The following is a 24,755-nucleotide window of genomic DNA, read 5'->3' as shown; positions in this document are numbered from 1 at the left end:
CCACGCACCATTGCCTTCGCGCGCCGTGGTTGCATTGCTCGCCGCCCGCCCTTATCTATTGTTTTCTTCCCTCCCTTCTTGGTGCGTAATCCGATATGAGTTCCGCTCTGTCCATCCGGCAGCTAACCAAAACCTACGGCAACGGTTTCCAGGCCTTGAGTGGTATCGATCTGGACGTCGCCGAAGGTGATTTCTTCGCCTTGCTCGGCCCTAACGGTGCCGGCAAATCCACCACCATCGGCATTCTTTCCACCCTGGTGAACAAGACCAGCGGCACGGTGAATGTCTTTGGTCATGACCTGGACCGCGAGCCCGCCGCCCTCAAGCGCTGCATTGGCGTGGTGCCCCAGGAGTTCAACTTCAACCAGTTCGAAAAGACCTTCGACATCGTCGTGACCCAGGCCGGCTACTACGGCATCCCGCCGAAGATCGCCAACGAGCGCGCCGAGCAATACCTGACTCAGTTGGGCCTGTGGGACAAGCGTGACGTGCCGTCCCGTTCATTGTCCGGCGGCATGAAGCGGCGACTGATGATTGCCCGGGCGCTGGTGCATGAACCGCGGCTGCTGATCCTCGACGAGCCGACCGCTGGCGTGGACATCGAGTTGCGTCGTTCGATGTGGAGCTTCCTGACCGAGCTGAACCAGAAAGGCATCACCATCATCCTCACCACCCATTACCTGGAAGAGGCTGAGCAATTGTGCCGCAACATCGGCATCATCGACCACGGCACCATCGTCGAGAACACCAGCATGCGCCAGTTGCTCAGCCAACTGCATGTGGAAACCTTCGTGCTGGACCTGAAACACGACCTGAAGACCGCCCCCCAGCTCATCGGCTATCCGGCCCGCCTGGTCGACAGCCACACCCTGGAAGTCCAGGTGGACAAAACCGTGGGTATCACCGGGCTGTTCACCCAACTGGCCCTGCAAAACATTGAAGTGCAGAGCCTGCGCAACAAAACCAATCGCCTCGAGGAGTTGTTCGTGTCCCTGGTGGAGAAAAATCTGGCGAAGGTGGCGGTATGAGCATGAGTTCTGAACTGCGCCCCAACCTCATCGCCCTCAATACCATCGTTTACCGTGAAGTCCGGCGCTTCACGCGGATCTGGCCGCAGACGCTGCTGCCGCCAGCCATCACCATGGTCTTGTACTTCGTGATCTTTGGTAACCTGATCGGCCGGCAGATCGGCGACATGGGCGGCTTCACGTACATGGACTACATCGTGCCGGGGCTGATCATGATGTCGGTGATCACCAACTCCTACGGCAACGTGGTGTCGAGCTTCTTCGGCAGCAAGTTCCAGCGTTCGATCGAAGAACTGATGGTCTCGCCGGTGTCGCCCCACACGATCCTCATCGGCTACACCCTGGGCGGTGTGTTGCGGGGGCTGGCGGTGGGCCTGATCGTGACCCTGCTGTCGTTGTTCTTCACCCATCTGCAGGTGCATCACCTGGGGGTGACGGTGCTGGTGGTGGTGCTCACGGCGACGATCTTTTCATTGCTGGGTTTCATCAATGCCGTGTTTGCGCGCAACTTCGATGACATCTCCATCATCCCGACGTTCGTGCTCACGCCGCTGACCTACCTGGGCGGGGTGTTCTACTCGATCTCGCTGCTGCCACCGTTCTGGCAGACCGTGTCCCTGGCCAACCCGGTGCTGCACATGGTCAACGCCTTTCGCTACGGCATCCTCGGGGTGTCGGACATCAAGATCAGCATCGCGATTACCTTCATGCTGGTCGCGACCGTAGTGCTCTACATCGGTTGTGCGCGGTTGCTGGTCAGCGGGCGCGGGATGCGTACCTGATCCAGCAGGTGTGTTGACTGATATATCGCGAGCAGGCTCGCTCCCACATTGAAATGCGTTACCTTGTGGGAGCGAGCCTGCTCGCGATGGCATCAGCAAGCGCTGTCTAGTCCTGAAATAGGTTTACACCTGTTTCAGTCTCAAAACGCCCGATGCACCGCATCGGGCGTTTTGTATTTCAGGGCCAAATGAGGTCGCTTACGGTTATAGATTTCTATCGATTCCTCAACCATGCGCTTGGCTTGGGCGAGGTCTTTGGGACGGTGTAAAAGAAATTCTGTTTTCAGAATCCCATTCACTCGTTCCGCTAGGGCATTCTGGTAGCAGTCGTAGCCATCCGTCATCGAACACCTGACGCCATGCTTGGCGTGCAGCTTTTGGTAGAGATCAGAGCAGTATTGCGAGCCCCGATCGGAGTGATGTACCAGTGGCTGATTGGTTCTTCGGTGTCGAAGAGCTTTCGTCATCGCCCGGATGACTGACTCGGTATGCAGGCTTTCATGCACATGATGGCCGACTATTTTGCGCGAGAACGCATCAGTGACCAGACTTACGTAAGCGACGCTTTGCTCGGTCGGTAAATAGGTTATATCCGCCACCCACACCTGTTCCGGGCCGGTGGCAGTGACTTGGTCAGGGCCGGGCTTGAGCCGATTCGGATGTCGACGGAAGCGATGATGACTGTCGGTAGTCTTGTGATAAGCGCGTTTGCGTGGGACCAGTTGTCGATGGTCTCGCAGAATATCGAACAATCGATCTCGGCCTACCGTTTGCGTTAGTTCAGGTTCGGCTTGCATTAGCCCATGCAGCTTACGGGTGCCCAACCGAGGCATTTCAAGGCGTGCCTCCAGCACAAACCCCAGCACCTTTTGCGCATGGCTAGCTTGCGCGTCGTAAGCTCGATTGCGCTTGTAATACGCCTGCCGTGAGATGCCCAGAAACTGGCAAGCCCTGGTGACACTCAGGCCTTCGATTTGCCCTTGGCTGAGGACTTGCCGGATCGCTTTTTTACGACAGAAACACCGTAATCGTTTTTCAGCACGTCAACGACAGCTTCAAAAAATTGGGCTTTCTGGTTGGCAAGGGCCAGCTTTTCTTCCAGCTCCTTGATTCGCTGCTCTGGTGTCAGCGGCAAATTTGGCTCGGCCATCGGTCGGTTCCTCTGGGCACGAATGGAGGCGCCTTGGCTCCAGTCCTGCCGCCCATGCTTGCGTAACCATACCAACACAGTCGACCGGCCCTGAATCCCATAACGCCGTTGAGCCTCTTTATAACTCAGTTCGCCCTTTTCAACCTGATCGACAACCGCCAATTTAAAGCCCAGCGTGTAATCACGCTGACTACGCCTTCTTCCTGAATCCATTGGTTCCTCCTGAGGATAGGTCAGAAGGTGTAAACCTTATTCAGGACGAGACAACGCACCAAAAAAAGGCCTCCATTCCCAGGAGGCCTTTTTGCATTTCACATTCGGCTTTTCTTGCGCCGCCTCCACTGCCGGGCCACCCACCAGCGCCAGTAACTCATGGTGACGAAGTAGGCCAGGGCGCCGAGTACCAGGCCGGTCACCACCGAACCGAGCAGGAACGGCTGCCACAAGGTGGACAACTGGCCGCTGATCCATTCCCAGGTCAGTTCTTCGGGCAATGTCCGGGCGGGCACGTCCATCAGCCAGGCGCCGGTCTGGTAAGTGCAGAAGAACACCGCCGGCATGGTGATCGGATTGGTCAGCCACACCAGGCTCACCGCGATCGGCATATTGCCGCGCACCGTGACGGCCAATGCGGCGGCCAGCAACATTTGCAACGGGATTGGCAAGAACGCGGCAAACAGGCCAACAGCCATCGCCCGGGCCACGGAGTGCCGATTGAGGTGCCAAAGGTTGGGGTCGTGCAGCAGGGTGCCGAGAAAACGTAAGGATTTGTGTTCCCGGATGCTCTCTGGGTCTGGCATGTAACGTTTGAATAGGCGCCGGGGCATAAGGCTTCTCGGTCGGTTCAACGCAGTGAGGCCGCAAGTATGTCCGGATTCTACGGCTGGCAGATTCAGACTTTGTGACAATTGATAACGCCGGCAGTGCCATGGACCGTCTATGCCTGGAGAGGGCACTCTCAAGGACGGGTTATGCGCACAGGGTTAGTCGCGCTTGCACTGGGGCTGTTGGCCCCGATTTTTTTACCGGCACTGCCACCGTTGTGGCTGATTGCAGCCATGCCGGTAGTGGCATTGATGGCGTTGCCGTTTCGAACCTATCCGCTGGGTTTCTTCCTGTTCGGGCTGGCCTGGGCCTGTCTGTCGGCGCAGTTTGCGCTGGACGATCGGTTATCCGTCGCGCTCGATGGAGAAACCCGTTGGGTCGAGGGGCGCGTCGTCGGTTTGCCGCAACAGGGCGATGGCGTGGTGCGTTTCGAACTGGCTGATGCCCGTTCACGTCGTACCCGGCTACCGACGACACTGCGTCTCGCGTGGTTCGGTGGCCCGCCGGTCAACAGCGGCGAGCGCTGGCGATTGGCGGTGAAACTCAAGCGACCCGCCGGGTTGCTGAACCCACACGGCTTCGATTATTCAGCCTGGTTGTTGAGTCGCGGCATCGGCGCGACCGGTACGATCAAGGACGGCCGTCTTTTGCAGGCGGCCCGGGGCGCCTGGCGGGATGAGGTGCGCCAGGCGCTGGCACAGGTCGACGCCCACGGCCGCTCCGGTGCGCTGGCAGCGCTGGTTCTGGGCGACGGCGGCGGGCTGACTCGCGAAGATTGGCAGGTGCTGCAAGACACCGGCACCGTCCACTTGCTGGTGATCTCCGGGCAACACATCGGCCTGCTTGCCGGCCTGGTTTACCTGTTGGTAGCTGGCGCGGCGCGCTATGGCCTGTGGCCGGCAGGTCTGGCGTGGTTGCCTTGGGCCTGCGCGCTGGCCTTCTGCGCCGCCCTGGGCTACGGCTTGCTCGCCGGGTTCGAGGTGCCGGTGCGGCGGGCCTGCACGATGATCGGCCTGGTGTTGTTGTGGCGCTTGCGCTTCAAGCAGCCAGATCCGTGGTGGGCGTGGCTGCTGGCCTTCGCCGGAGTGCTGGTGTTCGACCCGCTGGCCAACCTGCGGCCAGGGTTCTGGTTATCGTTTGCGGCTGTCGCCATCTTGATGTTCACCTTTGGCGGTCGCCTGGGATCCTGGCGCTGGTGGCAAACCTGGACCCGTGCCCAGTGGCTGGTCGCGGTCGGCCTGTGTCCGTTGTTGTTGATCGTGGGGTTGCCGGTCAGTCTCAGCGGGCCGCTGGTGAACCTGCTCGCGGTGCCCTGGATCAGCCTGTTGGTCTTGCCGTCGGCGCTGCTCGGTACGGCGTTGTTGCCGGTCCCTCTCATTGGCGAAGGACTGCTGTGGATCGCCGGCGGACTGCTCGATCTGTTGTTCAAGGGGCTGACGCTGGTCGCCGGACGAATGCCGGCCTGGGTCCCGGCCGCAGTCCCGAACTGGGCCCTGGGTATCGCCGTTCTCGGCGCTTTTCTGCTGCTGTTGCCCAAAGGTGTGCCGCTACGTGTACTGGGGTGGCCAATGGTGTTGCTGATGGTTTTTCCACCGCGAGAACACCTGCCGCCAGGGCAAGCCGAGATCTGGCAACTGGATGTGGGCCAGGGGCTGGCGGTGCTGGTGCGGACCCGACGGCACACCCTGCTATACGACGCCGGGCCGCGTTTTGGCGAGGCCGATGTGGGCGAGCGGGTCGTCCTGCCGACCTTGCGCAAACTGGGGGTTCGAGGCTTGGACCTGATGCTGCTCAGCCATGCCGACGCCGATCATGCCGGTGGTGCCCCGGCCGTACGCAACGGGCTGCCGACGAGGGAAGTGATCAGCGGCGATCCCGATGCGCTGCCCGCCGAGTTGCTGGCCGGGCCTTGTGACAGTGGCCGGCGCTGGGAGTGGGACGGGGTAGGGTTCGAGCTATGGCGATGGGCCTCTGCTGTCGAAAGCAACCAGAAATCCTGTGTCTTGCTGGTGGAGGCCGGCGGTGAACGCTTGCTGCTGACCGGCGATATCGACATCCATGCCGAACGCGCCTTGCTCGACGAGGCCCTGGCACTACCGATCCAGTGGCTGGCCGCGCCTCACCATGGCAGCCGCAGTTCGTCGTCGATGGCGCTGCTGTCACGTCTCAAGCCGCATTCGGTGTTGATTTCCCGAGGGCAGGGCAACGCGTTCGGCCATCCCCATCCGCAGGTGATGGCCCGCTATCGACGCTCGGGCCTGGCGATCTACGACAGCGCCGAGCAGGGCGCCATTCGTCTGCAACTGGGGGCTTTCGAGCTGCCGCGCACAGAGGCCGGACACCGACGTTACTGGCGCGATCGGCCAACAGTCGGGCCACCGGGGCAATATTGATCCAGCGCAATCGGCTGATGCGCTTATCGGCGGGGCGGGTCTGCAAGGCGAGTCTGTGTGATAAAGTGGCGCACTTTTTCGAGGGGGCAGTCACTGTGTGGGAATTGGTCAAATCCGGCGGCTGGATGATGTTGCCGATCATTCTGAGTTCCATCGCGGCACTGGGTATCGTTGCCGAACGCCTGTGGACCCTGCGGGCCAGCCGCGTGACCCCGGAGCATCTGCTCGGGCAGGTCTGGGTCTGGATCAAGGACAAGCAACTGAACAAGGACAAGCTCAAGGAACTGCGGGCCAGTTCGCCCTTGGGCGAAGTCCTCGCCGCCGGACTGGCGAACTCCAAGCATGGTCGCGAGATCATGAAGGAGTGCATCGAGGAAGCCGCCGCCCGGGTCATCCATGAACTGGAGCGCTACATCAATACCCTGGGGACCATCGCCGCCATGTCCCCGCTGCTGGGCCTGCTGGGTACCGTGTTGGGCATGATCGACATCTTCAGTGCGTTTACCGGCTCGGGCATGACCACCAACGCCGCGGTACTGGCGGGGGGGATTTCCAAGGCCCTGATCACCACTGCCGCCGGCCTGATGGTGGGTATTCCGGCCGTGTTCTTCCATCGGTTCCTGCAACGCCGCGTGGACGAACTGGTGGTTGGCATGGAGCAGGAAGCCATCAAGCTGGTCGAGGTGGTGCAAGGTGACCGTGATGTGGACCTGGCTGGGGACAAGAAGTGAAATTCCGCCGCAAGCCACGGGAAAACATCGAGATCAACCTCGCGTCGCTGATCGACGTGGTGTTCATCCTGCTGCTGTTTTTCGTCGTGACCACCACATTCACCCGGGAAACCCAGCTCAAGGTTGAATTGCCGCAGGCCGTCAGCGGCTCGCCGGCCGAAGACCAGCAACTGAAGAACCTGGAAATCACCATCAGCGCCGAAGGGGCGTTCTCGGTGAACAACCAATTGCTGCCCAAGAGCGACCTGGCGAGCCTGATCGAGGCCCTGCAAAAAGAGTCTGGCGGCGACACCAACCTGCCGCTGTCCATCAGCGCCGACGGCAAGACCCCCCATCAATCGGTGATCACTGCCATGGATGCGGCCGGCAAGCTCGGTTTCAGCCATCTGCGCATGACCACGGTCGAGGCGGCTCCCGCACCCTGATGGCCATGTCCGATCGATTGCTTGCCGCGTGGTACGAAGGTCACCCGGCCCTGACCCTGCTACGGCCGCTGGAGTGGTTGTATCGACGAGTGGTGGTGGGCAAGCGCCAGCGTTTCCTGGCGGGTGAAGGGCAGATCTATCAGCCCCCCGTGGCGCTGGTGGTGGTGGGCAATATCACGGTCGGAGGCACTGGCAAGACGCCGCTGATCCTGTGGATGATCCAACATTGCCAGCGCAGCGGCTTGCGGGTCGGCGTGGTCAGCCGGGGTTATGGCGCCAAGCCGCCGCAACTGCCCTGGCGAGTCACGGCCGAGCAGGGCGCCGACGTCGCCGGTGATGAGCCGCTGTTGATCGTCCAGCGCACAGGCGTGCCGTTGATGATCGACCCTGATCGCAGTCGTGCGGTCCAGGCATTGCTTGCGGCCGAACCGCTGGACCTGATCCTGTCCGACGACGGCCTGCAGCATTATCGGCTGGCCAGGGACCTTGAGCTGGTGCTGATCGACAGCGCCCGGGGCCTGGGCAACCGCCGTTGCCTGCCCGCCGGGCCATTGCGTGAGCCGGTCGAGCGCCTGCAATCGGTCGACGCCGTGCTGTACAACGGCGCCAGCGCCGACCGCGAAGACGGCTTTGCCTTCCAATTGCGCCCCACCGAACTGGTGAACCTGGCCAGTGGCGAACGCCGTCCTCTCGACCATTTTCCACCTGGCCAGGCCTTGCACGCCGTGGCCGGCATCGGCAACCCCCAGCGTTTCTTCAAGACCCTCGAAACGCTACACTGGCGGCCAATACCGCACGGGTTTGCCGACCACGCCGAATACAGCGCCCAGGCCTTGAGTTTCACACCTTCGCTGCCAGTGGTCATGACGGAAAAGGATGCGGTCAAATGCCGTGCCTTTGCTGCACCTGACTGGTGGTACCTGGCGGTGGACGCCGCGCCATCGCCGGCCTTCGCGGCCTGGTTCGATACGCAGTTGATGCGCCTGTTGCCGGATCGGCTTTTGCCTTAAACCTTTCATCCAGGGGAATACCATGGACACCAAATTGCTCGATATTCTGGCCTGCCCGGTCTGCAAAGGCCCGCTCAAGCTCAGCGCCGACAAGACCGAACTGATCAGCAAGGGCGCCGGCCTGGCCTACCCGATTCGCGACGGCATCCCGGTGATGCTCGAAAGCGAAGCCCGCACCCTGACCACCGATGAGCGCCTGGATAAATGACCGCAGCCTTTACCGTTGTCATTCCGTCGCGCTTCGCCTCGACGCGCCTGCCCGGCAAGCCGTTGCTGTCGATCGCCGGCAAGCCGATGATCCAGCACGTCTGGGAGCAGGCCTGCAAAAGCAGCGCCCAGCGCGTGGTGGTGGCGACTGACGATGCGCGCATCGTCGAGGCCTGCAAAAGCTTTGGCGCCGAGGTGGTCCTGACTCGCGAAGACCATAATTCCGGTACCGATCGCCTGGCGGAGGTCGCGGCGAAACTCGGTCTTGCCGCCGACGCCATCGTCGTCAATGTGCAAGGTGACGAGCCCTTGATCCCACCCAGCGTCATCGATCAGGTCGCCGCCAACCTTGCGGCCCACACCGAAGCGCGCATGGCCACCCTGGCCGAGCCGATCGAGGATGCGCAGACCCTGTTCAACCCTAGCGTGGTCAAGGTTGTGAGTGACCTCAATGGCCTGGCGCTGACCTTCAGCCGTGCAATATTGCCCTGGGCTCGGGACGCGTTTGCCAAGAACCCCGATGTACTGCCCGAAGGCGTACCGTACCGCCGCCATATCGGTATCTATGCCTACCGCGCTGGTTTCCTCCAGGACTTCGTCGCCTGGGGCCCATGCTGGTTGGAAAACACTGAATCCCTGGAGCAACTGCGTGCCCTGTGGCATGGCGTGCGGATCCACGTCGCCGATGCGCTGATCGCTCCGCCGACCGGTGTCGACACCGCCGAAGACCTCGAGCGCGTTCGTCGCCTGCTGGAGGCTTGATGCGGGTCCTGTTCGTCTGCCTCGGCAACATCTGCCGCTCGCCCACCGCCGAAGGCATCCTGCGCCACAAGTTGCGTGAGGCCGGGTTGGCCGGGCAGGTGGAAGTCGCTTCCGCCGGCACCGGTGACTGGCACGTCGGTAAAGCCCCGGACAAGCGCAGCCAGGCTGCGGCCCTGAAGCGGGGCTACGACTTGTCGGCCCAGCGCGCGCAACAGGTCACCCGCGCCGACTTCGCCAGCTACGACCTGATCCTGGCGATGGACAGCAGCAACCTGCGCCACCTCAAGGCCCTGCAACCGGCCAACGGCAAGGCCGAGTTGGATCTGTTCCTGCGGCGCTACGAAGCCGAACTCGACGATGTGCCGGACCCGTACTACGACGGCGAGCAGGGCTTCGAGCAGGTGCTGGACTTGATCGAGCGCGCCACGGATCGCCTGGTGATCGAATTGAAGGGGCGGTTATGACCTTGCAGGTACGGGCGGGCGTCAGTCTCAAGCCCTTCAACAGCTTCGGAGTGGACGTCACTGCCCGCTTGTTCGCTGAAGCCCACGACGATGGCGATGTTCGCGAGGCGTTGGCTTATGCCAGCGAACATGCTGTGCCATTGCTGGTGATCGGCGGCGGCAGCAACCTGTTGCTGACCGGCGACATCGACGCATTGGTGGTGCGCATGGCCAGCCGGGGGATTCGTTTGCTCAGCGATGACGGCGAGCGGGTGGTGGTCGAAGCCGAAGCCGGGGAACCTTGGCACCCCTTCGTCCAGCACACGCTGGCGCAAGGCTGGTCGGGCCTGGAAAATCTCAGCCTGATTCCCGGTACGGTTGGGGCGGCACCGATGCAAAACATCGGTGCCTATGGCGTGGAGATCAAGGATGTCTTTGCCGGCCTCACCGCGCTGGATCGCCAGACCGGCGAGCTGCGCGAGTTCACCTTGGAGGAATGCCGCTTCGCCTATCGCGACAGCCTGTTCAAGCAGCAGGTGGGGCGTTGGTTGATCCTGCGGGTGCATTTCGCCCTCAGTCGCGCCGCGCATTTGCACCTGGAGTACGGACCGGTCCGCCAGCGATTGACCGAGCAGGGCATCGAGCAGGCGACGCCTGCCGATGTGAGCCGGGCGATTTGCAGTATCCGCAGTGAAAAACTTCCGGACCCGGCCGTGCTGGGCAATGCGGGCAGTTTCTTCAAGAACCCGCTGGTGCCGGCCACCCACGTTGACCATCTCAAGCTGCAATACCCTGACCTGGTGGCTTATCCACAGCCTGAAGGGCAGATGAAAATCGCCGCCGGCTGGCTGATCGAACGGGCCGGCTGGAAGGGCTTTCGCGAGGGTGATGCCGGGGTACACAAGTTGCAGGCGTTGGTGCTGGTCAACTACGGCAAGGCCACGGGCCCGCAGCTGTTGGACCTGGCGCTGCGCATCCAGAAAGACATTGCCGAACGTTTCCAGGTCGAGCTCGAAATGGAACCCAATCGTTACTGAACCGGGCTTTCGCAACCGCCTGAAAAAACGCCCTGTACACCCTGCGCACGATCATTTGTGCAGGATTGTGCAGGGCGTTTTGCTTGATCCTGGGTTAATTTAGCTTCCTAACGATGCGATCCTTGCATCCCTAAGGCCCGATACAGACGCCTGCGTGCGCCTGGATAAGAGAGCCCGATCAGCCTGAGCCAGTCTGCGACAACCGAACCGTTACCCAAGCGGCAGATTGCTCGACCCCATAACTCGATAACTATGCGGGCGTGCCCATGATTACCCTGAAACTCAATGGAAAAGACCATCAACTGGATGTGACCGAGGACATGCCACTGCTGTGGGCTATCCGGGACGTGGCCGGTTACAACGGCACCAAATTCGGCTGCGGCATGGGCCTGTGCGGCGCGTGCACCATCCACATCGACGGCGCCCCGGCGCGCAGTTGCATCACGCCAATCGGCTCGGTGAAAGGGCAGGACGTCAGCACCATCGATGGGCTCCACGCCGACCCGGTCGGGCAAGTCGTCCAGAAGGCCTGGCTCGACACCGCCGTGGCCCAGTGCGGTTTTTGCCAGGGCGGGCAGATCATGTCCGCCACCGCCTTGCTCAAGACCAACCCCAACCCGAGCGATGAGCAGATCGAAGAAGCCATGGTTGGCAACATCTGCCGCTGTGGCACTTACAACCGAATCAAGACCGCGATCCGCCAAGCCTCCACTCACCTGAAGGAGGCCAAGGCATGAGCCGCTTGCCCAATGATTTTGTGCTGAGCAACCTCAGCCGTCGTGGCTTCCTCAAGGGCGCGAGCGCCACCGGTGTGCTGGTGCTGGCCGCCAGTTGGGGGATGCCGGATGCCTTTGCCGAGGAAAAGAAATTCGGCGCCGAGGGCATGCCCCATGGCGCGGTCGACGACCCGAAGGTGTACGTCAGCATTGCCGCCGACGGCAGCGTGACCGTGATCTGCAATCGTTCGGAAATGGGCCAGGGTGTGCGCACCAGCCTGAGCATGGTCGTGGCCGATGAGCTGGAGGCCGACTGGGCGCGGGTGAAGGTGCAACAGGCGCCGGCCGATGAGGCGCGTTTCGGCAACCAGGACACCGACGGTTCACGCAGCATGCGTCACTGGTACGAGCCGATGCGCCGTTGCGGTGCTGCCGCCCGAACCATGTTGGAGCTGGCCGCTGCCGCACAATGGAAGGTCCCGGTGGGTGAATGCCACGCCCAGCTGCACAAAGTGCTGCACCAACCTTCCGGTCGCGAATTGGCCTATGGCGAATTGGCCGCTGCCGCCAGTGCCCTGCCAGTACCGAGCCGTGACAGCTTGCGTCTCAAGCAGCCATCCGAGTTCCGTTATATCGGCAAGGAAGCGAGCCGGGCCATCGATGGCGCGGACATCGTCAATGGCCGCGCCGTGTTCGGGGCTGATGTGCATTTGGACGGCATGCTCTACGCCGTCATCGCGCGTCCGCCGGTCTATGGCGGCAAGGTCAAGAGCGTGGACAGCAGCGCGGCGCTGAAAGTAGCGGGCGTGGTCAAGGTGGTGCAGATCGAAGGACGCCCGCTACCCTCGGAGTTTCAGCCGTTGGGCGGCGTGGCGGTGGTGGCGAAGAACACCTGGGCGGCGATCAAGGGCCGTGAGGCATTGAAAATCCAGTGGGACGACGGCCCGAATGCCGCTTATGACTCCATTGCCTATCGCAAGGAGCTGGAAGCGGCGGCCCTCAAGCCCGGCAAAGTCGTACGCAGTAGCGGCGACCTCGACGACGCGCTGGCCAAGGCCGACTCGACCCTGGAAGCGGCGTACTACCTGCCGCATCTGTCCCAGTCGCCGATGGAGCCGATGGTTGCCGTCGCTCGTTTCAAGGACGGCCAATGCGAGGCCTGGGCACCGAGCCAGGCGCCGCAGGTGACTCGCGAGCGTGTCGCCGAACGCCTGGGCATTCCTTTCGAGAAGGTCACGGTGAACATCACGTTGTTGGGCGGCGGTTTCGGGCGCAAGTCCAAGCCTGATTTTGTCGTCGAAGCGGCGGTGCTCGCCAAGGAGTTTCCCGGCCAGCCGATCCGAGTGCAATGGACCCGCGAGGACGACATCCATCACTCGTATTTCCATACCGTGTCAGCCGAATACCTCAAGGCCGGCCTGAACCAGGACGGCATGCCGTCGGGCTGGTTGCATCGCACCGTAGCCCCGAGCATCACCGCGCTGTTTGCACCGGGCATGACCCACGAGGCGCCGTTCGAAATAGGCATGGGCGTGACCAACATGGCCTACGCCATTCCCAACCTGCGCCTGGAGAACCCCGAGGCGGTGGCCCATGCCCGGGTGGGCTGGTATCGCTCGGTGTCGAATATCCCCCACGGGTTCGCGATCCAGAGCTTCATCGACGAGTTGGCCCACAAGGCCGGTCAGGATCCACTGAAGTACCAGGTCAAATTGCTCGGGCCGGACCGTAAGATCGATCCGCGTACCTTGAGCGAAGAATGGAACTACGGCGAATCCCCCGAGCGTTATCCGATTGATACCGCGCGGATCCGCACGGTGCTGGAAACCGCCGCGAAGGCCGCCGGTTGGGGCCGAGAACTGCCCAAAGGGCGTGGCCTGGGGCTGGCGGTGCACTACAGCTTCGTCACTTACGTGGCAGCGGTGATCGAGGTGGAGGTCAAGGACGATGGCACGGTGATCGTGCACAAGGCGGACATCGCCGTGGATTGTGGCCCGCAGATCAACCCCGAGCGCATCCGCTCCCAGTTCGAAGGCGCCTGTGTCATGGGCCTGGGTAATGCGATGGTGGGAGAAATCAGTTTCAAGGATGGCAAAGTCCAGCAGGACAATTTCCACATGTACGAAGTGGCGCGCATGTCCCTGGCGCCCAAGGAAGTGGCGGTGCATCTGGTCACTCCGCCGGGCGAGGTGCCGTTGGGCGGCGTCGGTGAACCGGGCGTGCCGCCGATCGCGCCAGCGTTGTGCAACGCGATTTTCGCCGCCACCGGCAAGCGCATCCGTAACTTGCCTGTGCGGTATCAGCTGCAAGGCTGGCAACAGGCGAAGGCCTGATGGACAGCGTTGATCTGAACGTCCTGCGCAGCGTGCTTGAATGGCGCCGCGCCGGGCAGCGGGTAGTGTTGTTCACCGTGGTGCAGACCTGGGGCACCGCACCGAGGCCGCCAGGGGCGATGCTGGCCCTGCGCGAAGATGGCGTGGTGATTGGCTCGGTGTCGGGCGGTTGTGTCGAGGATGACCTGATCGCCCGGCTTCACGACGGTCGCATTCCGGCGGACGGTCCGCCGGTGCAACTGATCACCTATGGCGTCACCCGCGAAGAGGCGGCGCGTTTCGGCCTGCCGTGCGGTGGCACCTTGCGCCTGACCGAGGAGCGGGTCGGCGATCCACAGTGGGTCGCTGAACTGTTGGAACGCTGCGAAGCCCATGAAATCGTCGCCCGTGAGCTGACCGTCGCCAATGGCAACGTGGTCCTGACCCCGGTCAGCAAGACCGATGCCCTGGTGTTCGATGGCCAGGTCCTGCGGGCCATTTACGGCCCACGTTGGCGGCTGCTGCTGATCGGCGCCGGGCAACTTTCGCGCTACGTGGCGGAAATGGCCCGGCTGCTGGACTTCGAAGTGCTGATTTGCGATCCGCGCAAGGAGTTTGTCTACGGTTGGGAAGAGCAGCATGGCCGCTTCGTCTCGGGAATGCCTGACGAGGCCGTGTTGAGCATCCAGACCGACGAACGCACCGCCATTGTGGCCCTGACCCATGATCCGCGCCTGGATGACATGGCGCTGCTCACGGCGCTGGACTCCAAGGCTTTTTATGTCGGCGCCCTGGGTTCGCGGGTCAACAGCCAGAAGCGCCGGGAAAACCTGGCTCAGCTAGGCTTGTCAGCAGAGGCCATCGAGCGCCTGCATGGGCCCATCGGCCTGCACATCGGCAGTCACACCCCGGCGGAAATCGCCTTGTCGCTGCTGGCCGAAATCGTGGCGATCAAGAATGGCGTTGAACTGCGGCAGAAAAAACCGCAGTAGGTCGCAGATGAGGAGGGAATATGTCCCAGTCGATTGGCGTGATCATTCTCGCGGCCGGATCGGGCAGCCGTTTCCGCCAGGTTGCAGGCCCGGACAAGGATAAATTGCTGGCCGATTGTACGGGGCGTGACGGTGCTGTGCGGTCGGTGATCGAGCAGGTGTTGGTGAATCTGCCTGCTTCCTTGGAAAAGCGCGTGCTGGTGACCAGCCCGGAGCGTCCGCAGGCCATTCGCATGGCCCAGGCCTACGGCTGCGATTTCGTGGAGCTGGATTCGCCCGGTTTGGGCGATAGCATTGCCGCCGGCGTCCAGGCCTGCCCGGACCTTGATGGCTGGCTGATTTTGCTCGGCGACATGCCGTTCATCCTGCCGTCGAGCATCGAGCAGGTGGTGGCGGCGGTCCGCGAGGATGGCATCAGCGTGCCGGTGCTTGCAGGTGAGTATGGGCATCCGGTGGGGTTTGGTCGTGAGTTTGGAGCAAAACTGATGGCGCTCACCGGGGATCGCGGCGCCAAGGTATTGTTTGCTGGGGCGCAAGTGGTCGAAGTACCGGTGGATGACCCTGGTGTTGTTTGGGATGTCGATGTGCCAGAGGCACTGACCTTCAAATAACAGACGACGCAAAACCCTGTGGGAGCGGGCTTGCTCGCGAAAGCGGTCTGACTTCAGTATTGATGCAAGCTGACCCGGCGCCATCGCGAGCAAGCCCGCTCCCACATTGGATCTTCAATGGGCATAAGTCTTGTGCCTGGTCCGAGACCCACTGTGGATAAGTCTGCAGGCATAAAAAAGCCCCGCCTGGCATGACCAGGCGGGGTTTTTTACTGGGCGGTGGAATCAGGCGTGAGGTTTAGGCTCGTGCTCTTTTTCCAGGGCTTCAGTATGACGCGGCGCGACTTCCTCAGCGGTGTGCTGAGGTGCGTCGATTTCCGGAGCTGGTTCAGCCGGGGTTTCCGCAACCGGGGCAGGGGCTGCCTCGACTGCTTCCACCACTGGTGCTGGCTCGGCAGCAGGCGCTTGAGCGGCGGCAGCGGCAGCTTGTTCGGCTTCCTTCTGCAGGCGCTCGGCTTCACGCTTGCGACGACGCACTTCACGTGGATCGTTCGGCGCGCGGCCATTCGCGGTCAGGGCGCTGGCAGGTGCAGGCGCTTCAACCGGGGCAGGTGTTTCGACGACCACGGGGGCTTCGACCACTGGAGCCGGCTCGACCACTTCTGGTTCGACCGCTTTCACTGGCTCTGGTGTCGGCTCAGGTTCGACAACCGGCGCCGGTGCAGCTGGCTCGGCGGTCCAGTTGAACGCTGTCTGCTCTTCGCGGGCAGGCTCTGGTGCCTTTTCCTCGGCCGGTGCTTCGAAGGCTGGCTCAGCGGCTGCCACTGGTTGCTCGACGACCGGTGCAGGCTCGGCGACCACTTCAGTTTCAGCAACCTGGGCTTCACGGGCCGGAGCGACTTCCACTTCTGGCGAAGCAGTGGTTTCTACCGGGGTAGTGGCTTCGACTACGGGAGCTTCGGCAACCGGCGCGCTTTCCACCGCGGCGGTGGCGCGTTCGGCTTGTTCGTGAGCCTGGGCTTCGGCCGGAGCGCTGATCGCGCTGCTGGCAACGGCCGCGGTCACGGCCAGGCCGGCAGCCAGGTCCGCAGCGCTTGGCGCTTCGGCGTTCTCGGTGGACTCGGATTCTTCCGAGCCTTCGATCACATTGCCGTTGGCGTCGCGCTGACGCTCACGACGGTTGCTGCGACGACGCTGGCCACGGGAGCGGCGGCGTGGACGATCGCCTTCGGCGGTGTCCTGGCCGTCTTCCTGCAACTGCTCTTCGGTATTCAGCACTTCTTCTTCGCTGGCAGCGGCGGCTGCCTGCTCGGCACGTGGTTGACGTTCTTCACGTGGAGGACGCGGTGCACGTTCTTCACGCGGCTGGCGGGCCGGACGCTCTTCAGCGGTGGCTGCTGCAACGGCCGGGGCGGCATCCAGTGGCTCGCGCAGTTCGCGAACACGTTCTTCACGCTCGCCACGAGGCTTGCGATCTTCACGTGGTGCGCGTGGCTGGCGTTCTTCACGCGGCGGACGCGGTGCACGTTCTTCGCGGGCTACGGCTGGCGCTTCCTCACGGGCTTCGCGTGGCTGGCGTTCTTCACGCGGCTCACGTGGCGCACGTTCTTCACGCGGTGCACGTTCTTCGCGAGGCTTGCGTTCTTCGTCGCGACGACCGTTGCGGTTGCGGGTCTGCTGGCGACCGTTGCGGCGTTCTTCGTTGCGGGCAGGACGCTCGGTGGCGGCAGGCTTGGCGACAACGGCAGGCGCGGCAGGCTCTTCCTTGGTGGCGAACAGGCTGACCAGCGACTTCACCAGGCCCTTGAACAGGCTTGGCTCAGGCGCGGCGGCCGGGGCGGCAACCGGAGCGGCCACTTCGGTCGGAACCGGAGCGTTGGCACGGGCCGGAGCGGTCTTGACCGCTGCTTCCTGGCGAACCAGGGTGCGCGTGGCGGCAGCTGGCTGGACTTCTTCCACTTCGGCAGCAGCCGCAGCGATTTCGTAGCTGGACTGGTTGGTGTGGGCTTCCGGGCTGTCATCGCGCAGGCGCTGCACTTCGAAGTGCGGCGTCTCGAGGTGATCGTTCGGCAGGATGACGATACGGGCACGGGTGCGCAGTTCGATCTTGGTGATCGAGTTACGTTTTTCGTTGAGCAGGAACGCAGCCACCGGGATCGGCACCTGGGCGCGAACTTCGGCGGTGCGGTCTTTCAGGGCTTCTTCTTCGATCAGGCGCAGGATCGCCAGGGACAACGACTCGACGTCACGGATGATGCCGGTGCCGTTGCAACGCGGGCAGACGATGCCGCTGCTTTCGCCCAGGGACGGACGCAGGCGCTGACGGGACATTTCCAGCAGGCCGAAGCGCGAGATGCGACCGACCTGTACGCGGGCACGGTCGGCCTCCAGGCATTCACGGACCTTTTCTTCCACGGCGCGCTGGTTCTTGGCCGGGGTCATGTCGATGAAGTCGATGACGATCAGGCCGCCGATGTCGCGCAGGCGCAGCTGACGGGCGATTTCCTCGGCGGCTTCAAGGTTGGTCTGCAGGGCGGTTTCTTCGATGTCGCTGCCTTTGGTGGCGCGCGCCGAGTTGATGTCGATGGACACCAGGGCTTCGGTCGGATCGATGACGATGGAGCCGCCGGACGGCAGTTCGACGACGCGCTGGAAGGCGGTCTCGATCTGGCTTTCGATCTGGAAACGGTTGAACAGCGGGACGCTGTCTTCGTAGAGCTTGATCTTGCTGGCGTACTGCGGCATCACCTGGCGAATGAAGGTCAGGGCTTCGTCCTGGGCTTCGACGCTGTCGATCAGCACTTCGCCGATGTCCTGGCGCAGGTAATCGCGGATGGCGCGGATGATCACGTTGCTTTCCTGGTAGATCAGGAACGGCGCGGAGCGATCCAGCGAGGCTTCTTTGATGGCGGTCCACAGTTGCAGCAGGTAGTCGAGGTCCCACTGCATTTCTTCGCTGCTGCGGCCAAGGCCGGCGGTGCGAACGATCAGGCCCATGTCAGCCGGGGCGACCAGGCCATTGAGAGCTTCACGCAGTTCGTTGCGCTCTTCGCCTTCGATGCGGCGGGAAATGCCACCGGCACGCGGGTTGTTTGGCATCAGGACCAGGTAACGGCCGGCCAGGCTGATGAAGGTGGTCAGGGCGGCGCCCTTGTTGCCACGTTCTTCTTTTTCGACCTGGACGATGACTTCCTGGCCTTCGCTCAGGACGTCCTTGATGTTGACGCGGCCTTCAGGGGCTTTCTTGAAGTATTCGCGGGAGATTTCTTTGAGGGGCAGGAAGCCGTGGCGCTCGGAGCCGAAATCGACAAAGGCAGCCTCAAGGCTTGGTTCGATGCGAGTAATCCGGCCTTTATAGATGTTGGCCTTCTTCTGCTCGCGTGCACCGGATTCGATATCCAGGTCGTAGAGGCGCTGGCCGTCTACCAGTGCAACACGCAACTCTTCGGGTTGAGTTGCGTTAATCAGCATTCTTTTCATGTAGTACCGTCGGTTTCCGGGCTGCCGGAAACGGCGTTCGGCACACACGACTTCTCACGGTCGGTGTCAGGTGCGTCCTGGAGATGGCAAGGCCAATCCAGTGTCCAGCGAGTTCGACCCAATGATGGCGAAGTCGCGACGGACGCGTCCTGCTTGCTGGTACTCAAGCACTCAGTCAGGAGGAGGAATCAACCGGCGTCTGTGGACGAGATGAAGCGTCTAAATATAAGCCTAGTGCTACACAGACCGACGGTTGTACATCTCCACCCTACACGTATCCCTGATAATTCGGGTGCTGCCGCGCGCAGAATCCGCAGCGGGTTGGCATTTACCGTGAGCTCCGGAAGGGGAGGTCACGCATCATGGCTAATTTAGGCGTTGTTTCCGAAGCTCTCGCTCGGGGTCGTTCGCAGCTGACTGCACTTTGTGAACTGGCCGTGAATGTGGCGCGCAAGGCGAGTCAAAACCCTGCTTTGCGGCGTATTTCAGGCCTCATGTCACCTGCGCTCGTTACACCTGCAAACTCTACCGTTACGTAGCGAAAGCCCCGTAGGACGGCCTCTCGTCCTCGTGAATTGCGTTGGTCAGGGCCGGTTTTTGACCGTTAGTCCGCTGTCCAGCCACTTTTGGCGGCGTTCGCGACTATAGCAGCAATGATTAAGTGCTTCAATTCCATAAAAAATTGTTATGATCGCCGCCATGACAACTACTGCCCCTTCGACCCCTGGCGTTCAACTGCTCGAGGTCTCGCCGGAATATGCCGGCCAACGAATCGATAATTTCCTGCTGGCCCGGCTCAAAGGCGTGCCCAAGACCTTGATCTACCGCATTTTGCGCAAAGGCGAAGTGCGGGTGAACAAAGGTCGGATCAAGCCTGAATACAAGCTCCAGGCTGGTGACGTCGTGCGCGTGCCGCCGGTTCGCGTGCCCGAGCGCGATGAGCCGGTGCCCCTGGCCCAAGGGTTGCTGCAGCGCCTCGAGGCGTCGATTGTCTATGAAGACAAGGCCTTGATCGTGATCAACAAGCCGGCGGGCATTGCGGTTCACGGCGGCAGCGGCCTGAACTTCGGCGTGATCGAAGCCTTTCGTCAGTTGCGTCCGGACGCCAAGGAGCTGGAGCTGGTCCATCGCCTCGACCGCGACACCTCCGGCCTGTTGATGATCGCCAAGAAGCGCAGCATGTTGCGTCACCTGCACGAGCAATTGCGCGGCGACGGCGTCGACAAGCGCTACATGGCGCTGGTGCGTGGCCGCTGGGAAACCGCCATCAAGCAAGTCCGTGCGCCGTTGCTCAAGAGCAACCTGCGTTCCGGCGAGCGCATGGTCGAAGTCAACGAGGAGGGCAAGGAGGCGCTGACGGTGTTCAAGGTGCTGCGTCGCTTCGACGACTTCGCCACCCTGGTCGAGGCCAAGCCGGTGACCGGGCGTACCCATCAGATTCGTGTCCATACCTTGCACGCCGGGCATTGCATTGCCGGTGACAGCAAATATGGCGATGACGATTTCACCAAGGAAATCCGCGATCTGGGCGGCAAGCGGCTGTTCCTCCATGCCTACATGCTGACCGTGCCGCTGCCTGATGGTGGCGAACTGAAACTGCAGGCTCCGGTGGATGACATGTGGGCCAAGACCGTGGAGCGGTTGAGTGCATCCTGACTACAAACTGCTGATCTTCGATTGGGACGGCACTCTGGCGAACTCCATTGGTCGGATCGTGGAGGCGATGCATGTCGCATCGGATCGCATGGGGTTTGCCCGGTGCGATGACTTCGCGGTCAAAGGCATCATTGGTCTCGGATTGCCGGAAGCCATCCGCAGCCTGTATCCGGCCATTGACGACGATGAACTGCTGGTTTTTCGCCAGCATTACGCTGATCGCTACATCGCGCTGGAAGCCGAGCCTTCACCATTGTTCGATGGTGTGGTGGAAACGCTCCAGGCCTTGCGTGCCGAGGGTTACCGTCTGGCGGTTGCGACCGGGAAAGCTCGTCGGGGCTTGGATCGGGTATTGAAGTCCCATGGCTGGGAGGAGTATTTCGATATCACCCGGGCTGCGGATGAAACCGCCAGCAAGCCGCATCCGTTGATGCTCGAGCAGATTCTGGCGCATTGCAACATGCGGCCGGAGCAGGCGCTGATGGTGGGGGATTCGTCATTCGACCTGCAGATGGCGCGCAATGCCGGCATGGGGTCGGTGGCGGTCAGCTACGGGGCTCAGGCCATCGAGGCTCTACGGGCATTCGAGCCGCGACTGGCCATTGATCATTTTCCTGAGTTGCACGCCTGGCTGAGCCGGCGGGCCCTTTAAGTCTTGCTAGGGATTCACCCATGACCGATGAATGGAAAGCACCTGTCAAGGCGAGCGCCGAGAATGGTGATGACAAAAGCTGGAAGCTGCTGGAGAAAACCTTGCTCGCTGGCGTGCAGGAACAGCGTCGCGCCCGTCGTTGGGGGATCTTTTTCAAGTCGCTGACCTTTATTTACCTCTTTCTTGCGCTGGCGTTGTTCACGCCGCTGATGGACATGGAAAAAAGCGCTGTCGCCGGCTCGGCGTACACCGCCTTGATCAATATCGAGGGCATGATCGCCGACAAAGAGCCTGCCAGCGCCGACAACATTGTCGGCAGCCTGCGGGCTGCCTTCGAGGATCCTAAGGTCAAGGGTGTGGTGCTACGCATCAACAGTCCGGGTGGTAGCCCGGTGCAGTCGGGGTACGTTTACGACGAGATCGTTCGGTTGCGTGCATTGCACCCGGATATCAAAGTGTATGCGGTGATTTCCGATCTCGGTGCTTCCGGCGCCTATTACATTGCCAGTGCGGCGGACCAGATCTATGCCGACAAGGCCAGCCTGGTAGGTTCCATTGGTGTGACGGCGGCAGGTTATGGTTTTGTCGGGAGCATGGAGAAACTGGGGGTGGAGCGTCGGGTATATACCTCCGGCGAGCATAAATCCTTCCTTGATCCGTTCCAGCCGCAAAAGCCCGAAGAAACGGCTTTTTGGCAGGGTGTGCTCGATACGACCCACAAGCAATTCATTGCCAGCGTCAAGAAAGGCCGGGGCGAGCGCTTGAAGGATAAGGAACATCCGGAGCTGTTCTCCGGGCTGGTCTGGTCGGGGGAGCAGGCATTGCCGCTGGGCCTGATCGATGGCTTGGGCAGTGCCAGTTCGGTGGCGCGGGATGTAATCGGCCAGAAGGATCTGGTGGACTTCACCATCGAAGAGTCGCCGTTCGACCGCTTCTCGAAAAAACTGGGGGCGAGCATTGCCGAGCATCTGGCGATGTGGATGGGGTTCCAGGGGCCAGCGTTGCGCTAACTCCTCGTTTCGCGCGATCTTCTGTGGCGAGGAGATTGCTGTGGGAGCAAAGCTTGCTCGCGATGAGCGATAACTCGGCTAGCCTGTATCATCACGGTGCCTGCATCGCGGGCAAGCCTTGCTCCCACAAATGAAGCCCTTCGCCACGCATGTATGTTGGATCAGGGAACCTGCACACCCTCGGCCAGCAACATATCCACAAGACGAATCAGCGGCAGGCCGATCAGGCTGGTGGCGTCCGGCCCTTCGGTGCTCTGGAACAGGCTCACGCCCAGCCCCTCGGCCTTGAAGCTGCCGGCGCAGTCATAGGGTTGCTCGGCCCGCAGGTAGCGTTCGACGCGCTCGGGGTCCAGCAAGCGCATGTTCACGGTAAACGGCACGCAATCGACCTGGCAGCTGCCGGTCTGGCTGTTGAACAGTGCCAGGCCGGTCAGGAACGTGACCTTGGCGCCGCTGGCGGCCAGCAGTTGTTCGCGAGCGTTTTCGAAGGTGTGAGGCTTGCCCAGGATGCGTTCGTCGAGCACGGCGACCTGGTCTGAGCCGATGATCAGGTGCGCCGGGTGGCTGTCAGCCAATGCCAGGGCTTTTTCCCGGGCCAGGCGTTTGACCAGTTCGAGGGCGCTCTCGCCGGGGCGATGGCTTTCGTCGATGTCGGGTGAGCTGCAGACGAACGGCAGTCCCAGGCGGGCAAGCAATTCCCGGCGATAGACCGAGCTTGAGGCAAGTAATAAAGGCAGCATGGGCAGCTCCTGGAGGCAGGGGCGAATTCTAGCGAGGTGCGCAAGTGACGGACAGGGCTGAATTTCCTTTGACATGGCCGGGGGCATCCCTATAATGCTGCGCCTATGTTGAATGACCCGATTCCACCTCACGTTGACCCGCGCAAATTGGCTGACCGTGGCACCACCCTTCAAGGTGAACTGCTGCTGGCCGATTTGAAGAGACTCTGCGACCCGCTTTCCGACGATGTCGGTACGGTCCAGGCCAAATTCGTTTTTGAACGAGATGAACGTAAATCTGTGGTTATCCACAGCTTTATCGACACTGAAGTCAAAATGGTTTGCCAGCGTTGTCTTGAGCTGGTCACCCTGCCGATCCACAGCGAATGCAGTTACGCCGTGGTGAAGGAGGGTGCGAATACCCAGTCGTTGCCGAAAGGTTATGACGTGCTGGAACTGGGCGAAGATCCATTGGATCTGCAGTCACTGATCGAGGAGGAGCTTCTGCTCGCCTTGCCCATTGTGCCTGCTCATCATCCGGAAGAATGCCAGCAGCCGGCGGGAGCAGATGAGCCCGAACCGAGCGAGGACGAGGTAACGCGGTCCAACCCGTTCAGTGTATTGGCGCAGTTAAAGCGTGACCCAAACGTTTAGGAGTTAATCAATTATGGCTGTTCAGCAGAACAAAAAATCCCGCTCTGCCCGTGACATGCGCCGTTCGCACGACGCTCTCGAGGCTAGCACCCTGTCTGTAGAAAAAACCACTGGTGAAGTTCACCTGCGTCACCACGTATCGCCAGAAGGCGTATACCGTGGCCGTAAAGTGATCGACAAGGGCGCCGACGAGTAATCACTTGTCCGCTCAAGTCATCGCGATTGACGCAATGGGCGGGGACTTCGGTCCCCGCAGCATTGTTCAGGCCAGCCTTGCTTGTCTGAATGCTACACCCTCGTTGCACCTGACCCTCGTCGGTCAATCCTCCCTTCTAGAAGAAATGCTCAGCGGCCAATCGGCTGTGGATCGTGCGCGCCTGACCATTTTCCCGGCGTCCGAAATCATCGCCATGGACGAAAAACCGGCCCAGGCCCTGCGCGGCAAGCCTGACGCCTCGATGCGGGTAGCGCTTGAGCTTCTGCGCGATGGCAAAGCCCAGGCATGTGTGAGTGCCGGCAATACCGGTGCGCTGATGGCGCTGTCGCGCTATGTGCTCAAGACCTTGCCGGGTATCGATCGGCCTGCGATGGTGGCGGCGATCCCGACTCAGCGTGGGATCTGCCAGTTGCTCGACCTGGGGGCCAACGTCGATTGCAGTGCCGAGCATTTGCTGCAATTTGCGGTGATGGGCTCGGTAGCGGCTGAAACCCTGGGCGTCGTGCGTCCTCGAGTGGCATTGCTGAACATCGGCACCGAAGACATCAAGGGCAACCAGCAAGTCAAGCTGGCGGCCACGCTATTGCAGGGTGCGCGGGGTATCAACTACATCGGCTTCGTCGAAGGTGATGGCTTGTACCGTGGCGAGGCCGATGTGGTGGTATGCGATGGCTTCGTTGGCAATATCCTGCTCAAGTCCAGCGAGGGGCTGGCCACCATGATTGGCCAGCGTATCGAGACCTTGTTCAAGCAAAGTCTGGTCTCGCGGGCAGTCGGTGCCCTGGCGTTGCCGTTGATGCGTCGGTTGCAGGCGGACCTGGCGCCGGCGCGGCACAACGGTGCGAGTTTCCTCGGGTTGCAGGGTATCGTGATCAAGAGCCATGGTTCGGCGGGCGTGCAGGGTTTCCAGAGTGCGATCAACCGAGCGGTGATCGAAATCCAGGAGAACCTGCCGGAGCGCCTGCATGGTCGCCTTGAGGATTTGTTAACTTAGGCGTTTTCG

24 protein-coding genes are annotated in these 24,755 nt (G+C 61.7%); 20 read left to right on the top strand and 4 right to left on the bottom strand.

Translation table 11 applies throughout. The features are described 5' to 3' along the window. Positions 1-95: 95 nt before the first annotated feature. Together PSH86_RS22000 and PSH86_RS21995 are read left to right on the top strand one after the other, a co-directional pair. Positions 96-1,028 (top strand): ABC transporter ATP-binding protein, encoded by a 933-nt coding sequence (locus PSH86_RS22000; RefSeq protein WP_116833155.1) that lies wholly within the window; start codon positions 96-98, stop codon positions 1,026-1,028. A gap of 2 nt (positions 1,029-1,030) precedes the next feature. After that, positions 1,031-1,810, top strand: a complete 780-nt coding sequence (locus PSH86_RS21995; RefSeq protein WP_162893915.1) for an ABC transporter permease — start codon at positions 1,031-1,033, stop codon at positions 1,808-1,810. Between the two features lie 140 nt (positions 1,811-1,950). Here the strand turns inward: PSH86_RS21995 and PSH86_RS21990 are convergent. Next, positions 1,951-3,173 (bottom strand): IS3 family transposase gene (locus PSH86_RS21990; protein WP_122568800.1). Its coding sequence is split into 2 segments (ribosomal slippage): positions 1,951-2,822 and positions 2,822-3,173, totalling 1,224 coding nucleotides; the frame shifts between segments, so codons are not numbered across the junction. A 98-nt stretch (positions 3,174-3,271) separates the two neighbouring features. Beyond that, positions 3,272-3,787 (bottom strand): DUF2062 domain-containing protein, encoded by a 516-nt coding sequence (locus PSH86_RS21985; protein WP_046063671.1) that lies wholly within the window; start codon positions 3,785-3,787, stop codon positions 3,272-3,274. A 144-nt stretch (positions 3,788-3,931) separates the two neighbouring features. Between PSH86_RS21985 and PSH86_RS21980 the strand changes: the two genes are divergently transcribed. The 12 genes from PSH86_RS21980 to PSH86_RS21925 all read left to right on the top strand — a co-directional run bounded on the left by PSH86_RS21980 (position 3,932) and on the right by PSH86_RS21925 (position 15,424). Further along, positions 3,932-6,178: a DNA internalization-related competence protein ComEC/Rec2 gene (locus PSH86_RS21980; RefSeq protein WP_305484895.1), complete on the top strand. Its 2,247-nt coding sequence runs from the start codon at positions 3,932-3,934 to the stop codon at positions 6,176-6,178. 95 nt (positions 6,179-6,273) lie between these two features. Beyond that, complete coding sequence (locus PSH86_RS21975) at positions 6,274-6,909, top strand: MotA/TolQ/ExbB proton channel family protein (protein WP_162893858.1); 636 nt, start codon at positions 6,274-6,276, stop codon at positions 6,907-6,909. Beyond that, complete coding sequence (locus PSH86_RS21970; protein WP_013694002.1) at positions 6,906-7,334, top strand: biopolymer transporter ExbD; 429 nt, start codon at positions 6,906-6,908, stop codon at positions 7,332-7,334. The genes PSH86_RS21975 and PSH86_RS21970 overlap by 4 nt, the downstream gene beginning before the upstream one ends. Continuing rightward, positions 7,334-8,344, top strand: a complete 1,011-nt coding sequence (gene lpxK, locus PSH86_RS21965) for a tetraacyldisaccharide 4'-kinase (RefSeq protein WP_305484890.1) — start codon at positions 7,334-7,336, stop codon at positions 8,342-8,344. The genes PSH86_RS21970 and lpxK overlap by 1 nt, the downstream gene beginning before the upstream one ends. Positions 8,345-8,366: 22 nt before the next feature. Then, on the top strand, positions 8,367-8,552 hold the full coding sequence (locus tag PSH86_RS21960) for a Trm112 family protein (RefSeq protein WP_003179363.1): 186 nt from the start codon (positions 8,367-8,369) through the stop codon (positions 8,550-8,552). After that, the gene (kdsB, locus tag PSH86_RS21955) at positions 8,549-9,313 is read left to right on the top strand and encodes a 3-deoxy-manno-octulosonate cytidylyltransferase (RefSeq protein ID WP_109754398.1); all 765 of its coding nucleotides are present in this window, start codon (positions 8,549-8,551) and stop codon (positions 9,311-9,313) included. The genes PSH86_RS21960 and kdsB overlap by 4 nt, the downstream gene beginning before the upstream one ends. Then, positions 9,313-9,777 (top strand): low molecular weight protein-tyrosine-phosphatase, encoded by a 465-nt coding sequence (locus PSH86_RS21950; RefSeq protein WP_109754397.1) that lies wholly within the window; start codon positions 9,313-9,315, stop codon positions 9,775-9,777. The genes kdsB and PSH86_RS21950 overlap by 1 nt, the downstream gene beginning before the upstream one ends. Next, positions 9,774-10,793: a UDP-N-acetylmuramate dehydrogenase gene (gene murB / locus PSH86_RS21945; RefSeq protein WP_305484884.1), complete on the top strand. Its 1,020-nt coding sequence runs from the start codon at positions 9,774-9,776 to the stop codon at positions 10,791-10,793. Before PSH86_RS21950 ends, murB begins: the two co-directional genes overlap by 4 nt. A 266-nt stretch (positions 10,794-11,059) precedes the next feature. Next, on the top strand, positions 11,060-11,530 hold the full coding sequence (locus PSH86_RS21940; protein WP_305484882.1) for a (2Fe-2S)-binding protein: 471 nt from the start codon (positions 11,060-11,062) through the stop codon (positions 11,528-11,530). Further along, on the top strand, positions 11,527-13,842 hold the full coding sequence (locus PSH86_RS21935) for a xanthine dehydrogenase family protein molybdopterin-binding subunit (protein ID WP_109754394.1): 2,316 nt from the start codon (positions 11,527-11,529) through the stop codon (positions 13,840-13,842). Before PSH86_RS21940 ends, PSH86_RS21935 begins: the two co-directional genes overlap by 4 nt. After that, entirely contained in the window at positions 13,842-14,813 is a 972-nt protein-coding gene (locus PSH86_RS21930; protein ID WP_305484877.1) for an XdhC family protein, read from the top strand. Before PSH86_RS21935 ends, PSH86_RS21930 begins: the two co-directional genes overlap by 1 nt. Before the next feature lie 20 nt (positions 14,814-14,833). After that, a complete protein-coding gene (locus tag PSH86_RS21925) occupies positions 14,834-15,424 on the top strand; it encodes a nucleotidyltransferase family protein (protein WP_305484874.1) in 591 nt (196 codons plus the stop codon). 225 nt (positions 15,425-15,649) lie between these two features. Here the strand turns inward: PSH86_RS21925 and rne are convergent, their stop codons facing one another. Continuing rightward, complete coding sequence (gene rne, locus PSH86_RS21920) at positions 15,650-18,844, bottom strand: ribonuclease E (RefSeq protein ID WP_249015403.1); 3,195 nt, start codon at positions 18,842-18,844, stop codon at positions 15,650-15,652. A 699-nt stretch (positions 18,845-19,543) separates the two neighbouring features. Between rne and rluC the strand changes: the two genes are divergently transcribed. Genes rluC through PSH86_RS21905 form a run of 3 tightly spaced genes read left to right on the top strand, consistent with a single transcriptional unit; the run spans position 19,544 to position 22,162 of the window. After that, a complete protein-coding gene (gene rluC / locus PSH86_RS21915) occupies positions 19,544-20,500 on the top strand; it encodes a 23S rRNA pseudouridine(955/2504/2580) synthase RluC (RefSeq protein WP_109754528.1) in 957 nt (318 codons plus the stop codon). After that, positions 20,490-21,152 (top strand): HAD-IIIA family hydrolase, encoded by a 663-nt coding sequence (locus tag PSH86_RS21910; RefSeq protein WP_109754390.1) that lies wholly within the window; start codon positions 20,490-20,492, stop codon positions 21,150-21,152. The genes rluC and PSH86_RS21910 overlap by 11 nt, the downstream gene beginning before the upstream one ends. Before the next feature lie 20 nt (positions 21,153-21,172). Next, positions 21,173-22,162 carry a S49 family peptidase gene (locus PSH86_RS21905; RefSeq protein WP_109754389.1) on the top strand — a complete coding sequence of 330 codons (990 nt, stop codon included), beginning with the start codon at positions 21,173-21,175 and terminating at the stop codon, positions 22,160-22,162. A 161-nt stretch (positions 22,163-22,323) separates the two neighbouring features. Here the strand turns inward: PSH86_RS21905 and PSH86_RS21900 are convergent, their stop codons facing one another. Then, the gene (locus tag PSH86_RS21900) at positions 22,324-22,902 is read right to left on the bottom strand and encodes a nucleoside triphosphate pyrophosphatase (RefSeq protein WP_305484868.1); all 579 of its coding nucleotides are present in this window, start codon (positions 22,900-22,902) and stop codon (positions 22,324-22,326) included. A 105-nt stretch (positions 22,903-23,007) separates the two neighbouring features. Between PSH86_RS21900 and PSH86_RS21895 the strand changes: the two genes are divergently transcribed. Genes PSH86_RS21895 through plsX form a run of 3 tightly spaced genes read left to right on the top strand, consistent with a single transcriptional unit; the run spans position 23,008 to position 24,746 of the window. Beyond that, positions 23,008-23,535 (top strand): YceD family protein, encoded by a 528-nt coding sequence (locus tag PSH86_RS21895; RefSeq protein WP_003204262.1) that lies wholly within the window; start codon positions 23,008-23,010, stop codon positions 23,533-23,535. Positions 23,536-23,548: 13 nt separating this feature from the next. Continuing rightward, complete coding sequence (rpmF, locus tag PSH86_RS21890; RefSeq protein WP_003179396.1) at positions 23,549-23,731, top strand: 50S ribosomal protein L32; 183 nt, start codon at positions 23,549-23,551, stop codon at positions 23,729-23,731. A 4-nt stretch (positions 23,732-23,735) separates the two neighbouring features. Continuing rightward, the gene (gene plsX / locus PSH86_RS21885) at positions 23,736-24,746 is read left to right on the top strand and encodes a phosphate acyltransferase PlsX (protein WP_109754387.1); all 1,011 of its coding nucleotides are present in this window, start codon (positions 23,736-23,738) and stop codon (positions 24,744-24,746) included. Positions 24,747-24,755: the final 9 nt, after the last annotated feature.

Source organism: Pseudomonas sp. FP2300 (assembly GCF_030687595.1).
In the GTDB taxonomy this organism is placed as follows: domain Bacteria; phylum Pseudomonadota; class Gammaproteobacteria; order Pseudomonadales; family Pseudomonadaceae; genus Aquipseudomonas; species Aquipseudomonas bijieensis.
Note: the sequence above shows the minus strand (reverse complement) of the source record. Positions and strands in the feature narration are given on the sequence as shown.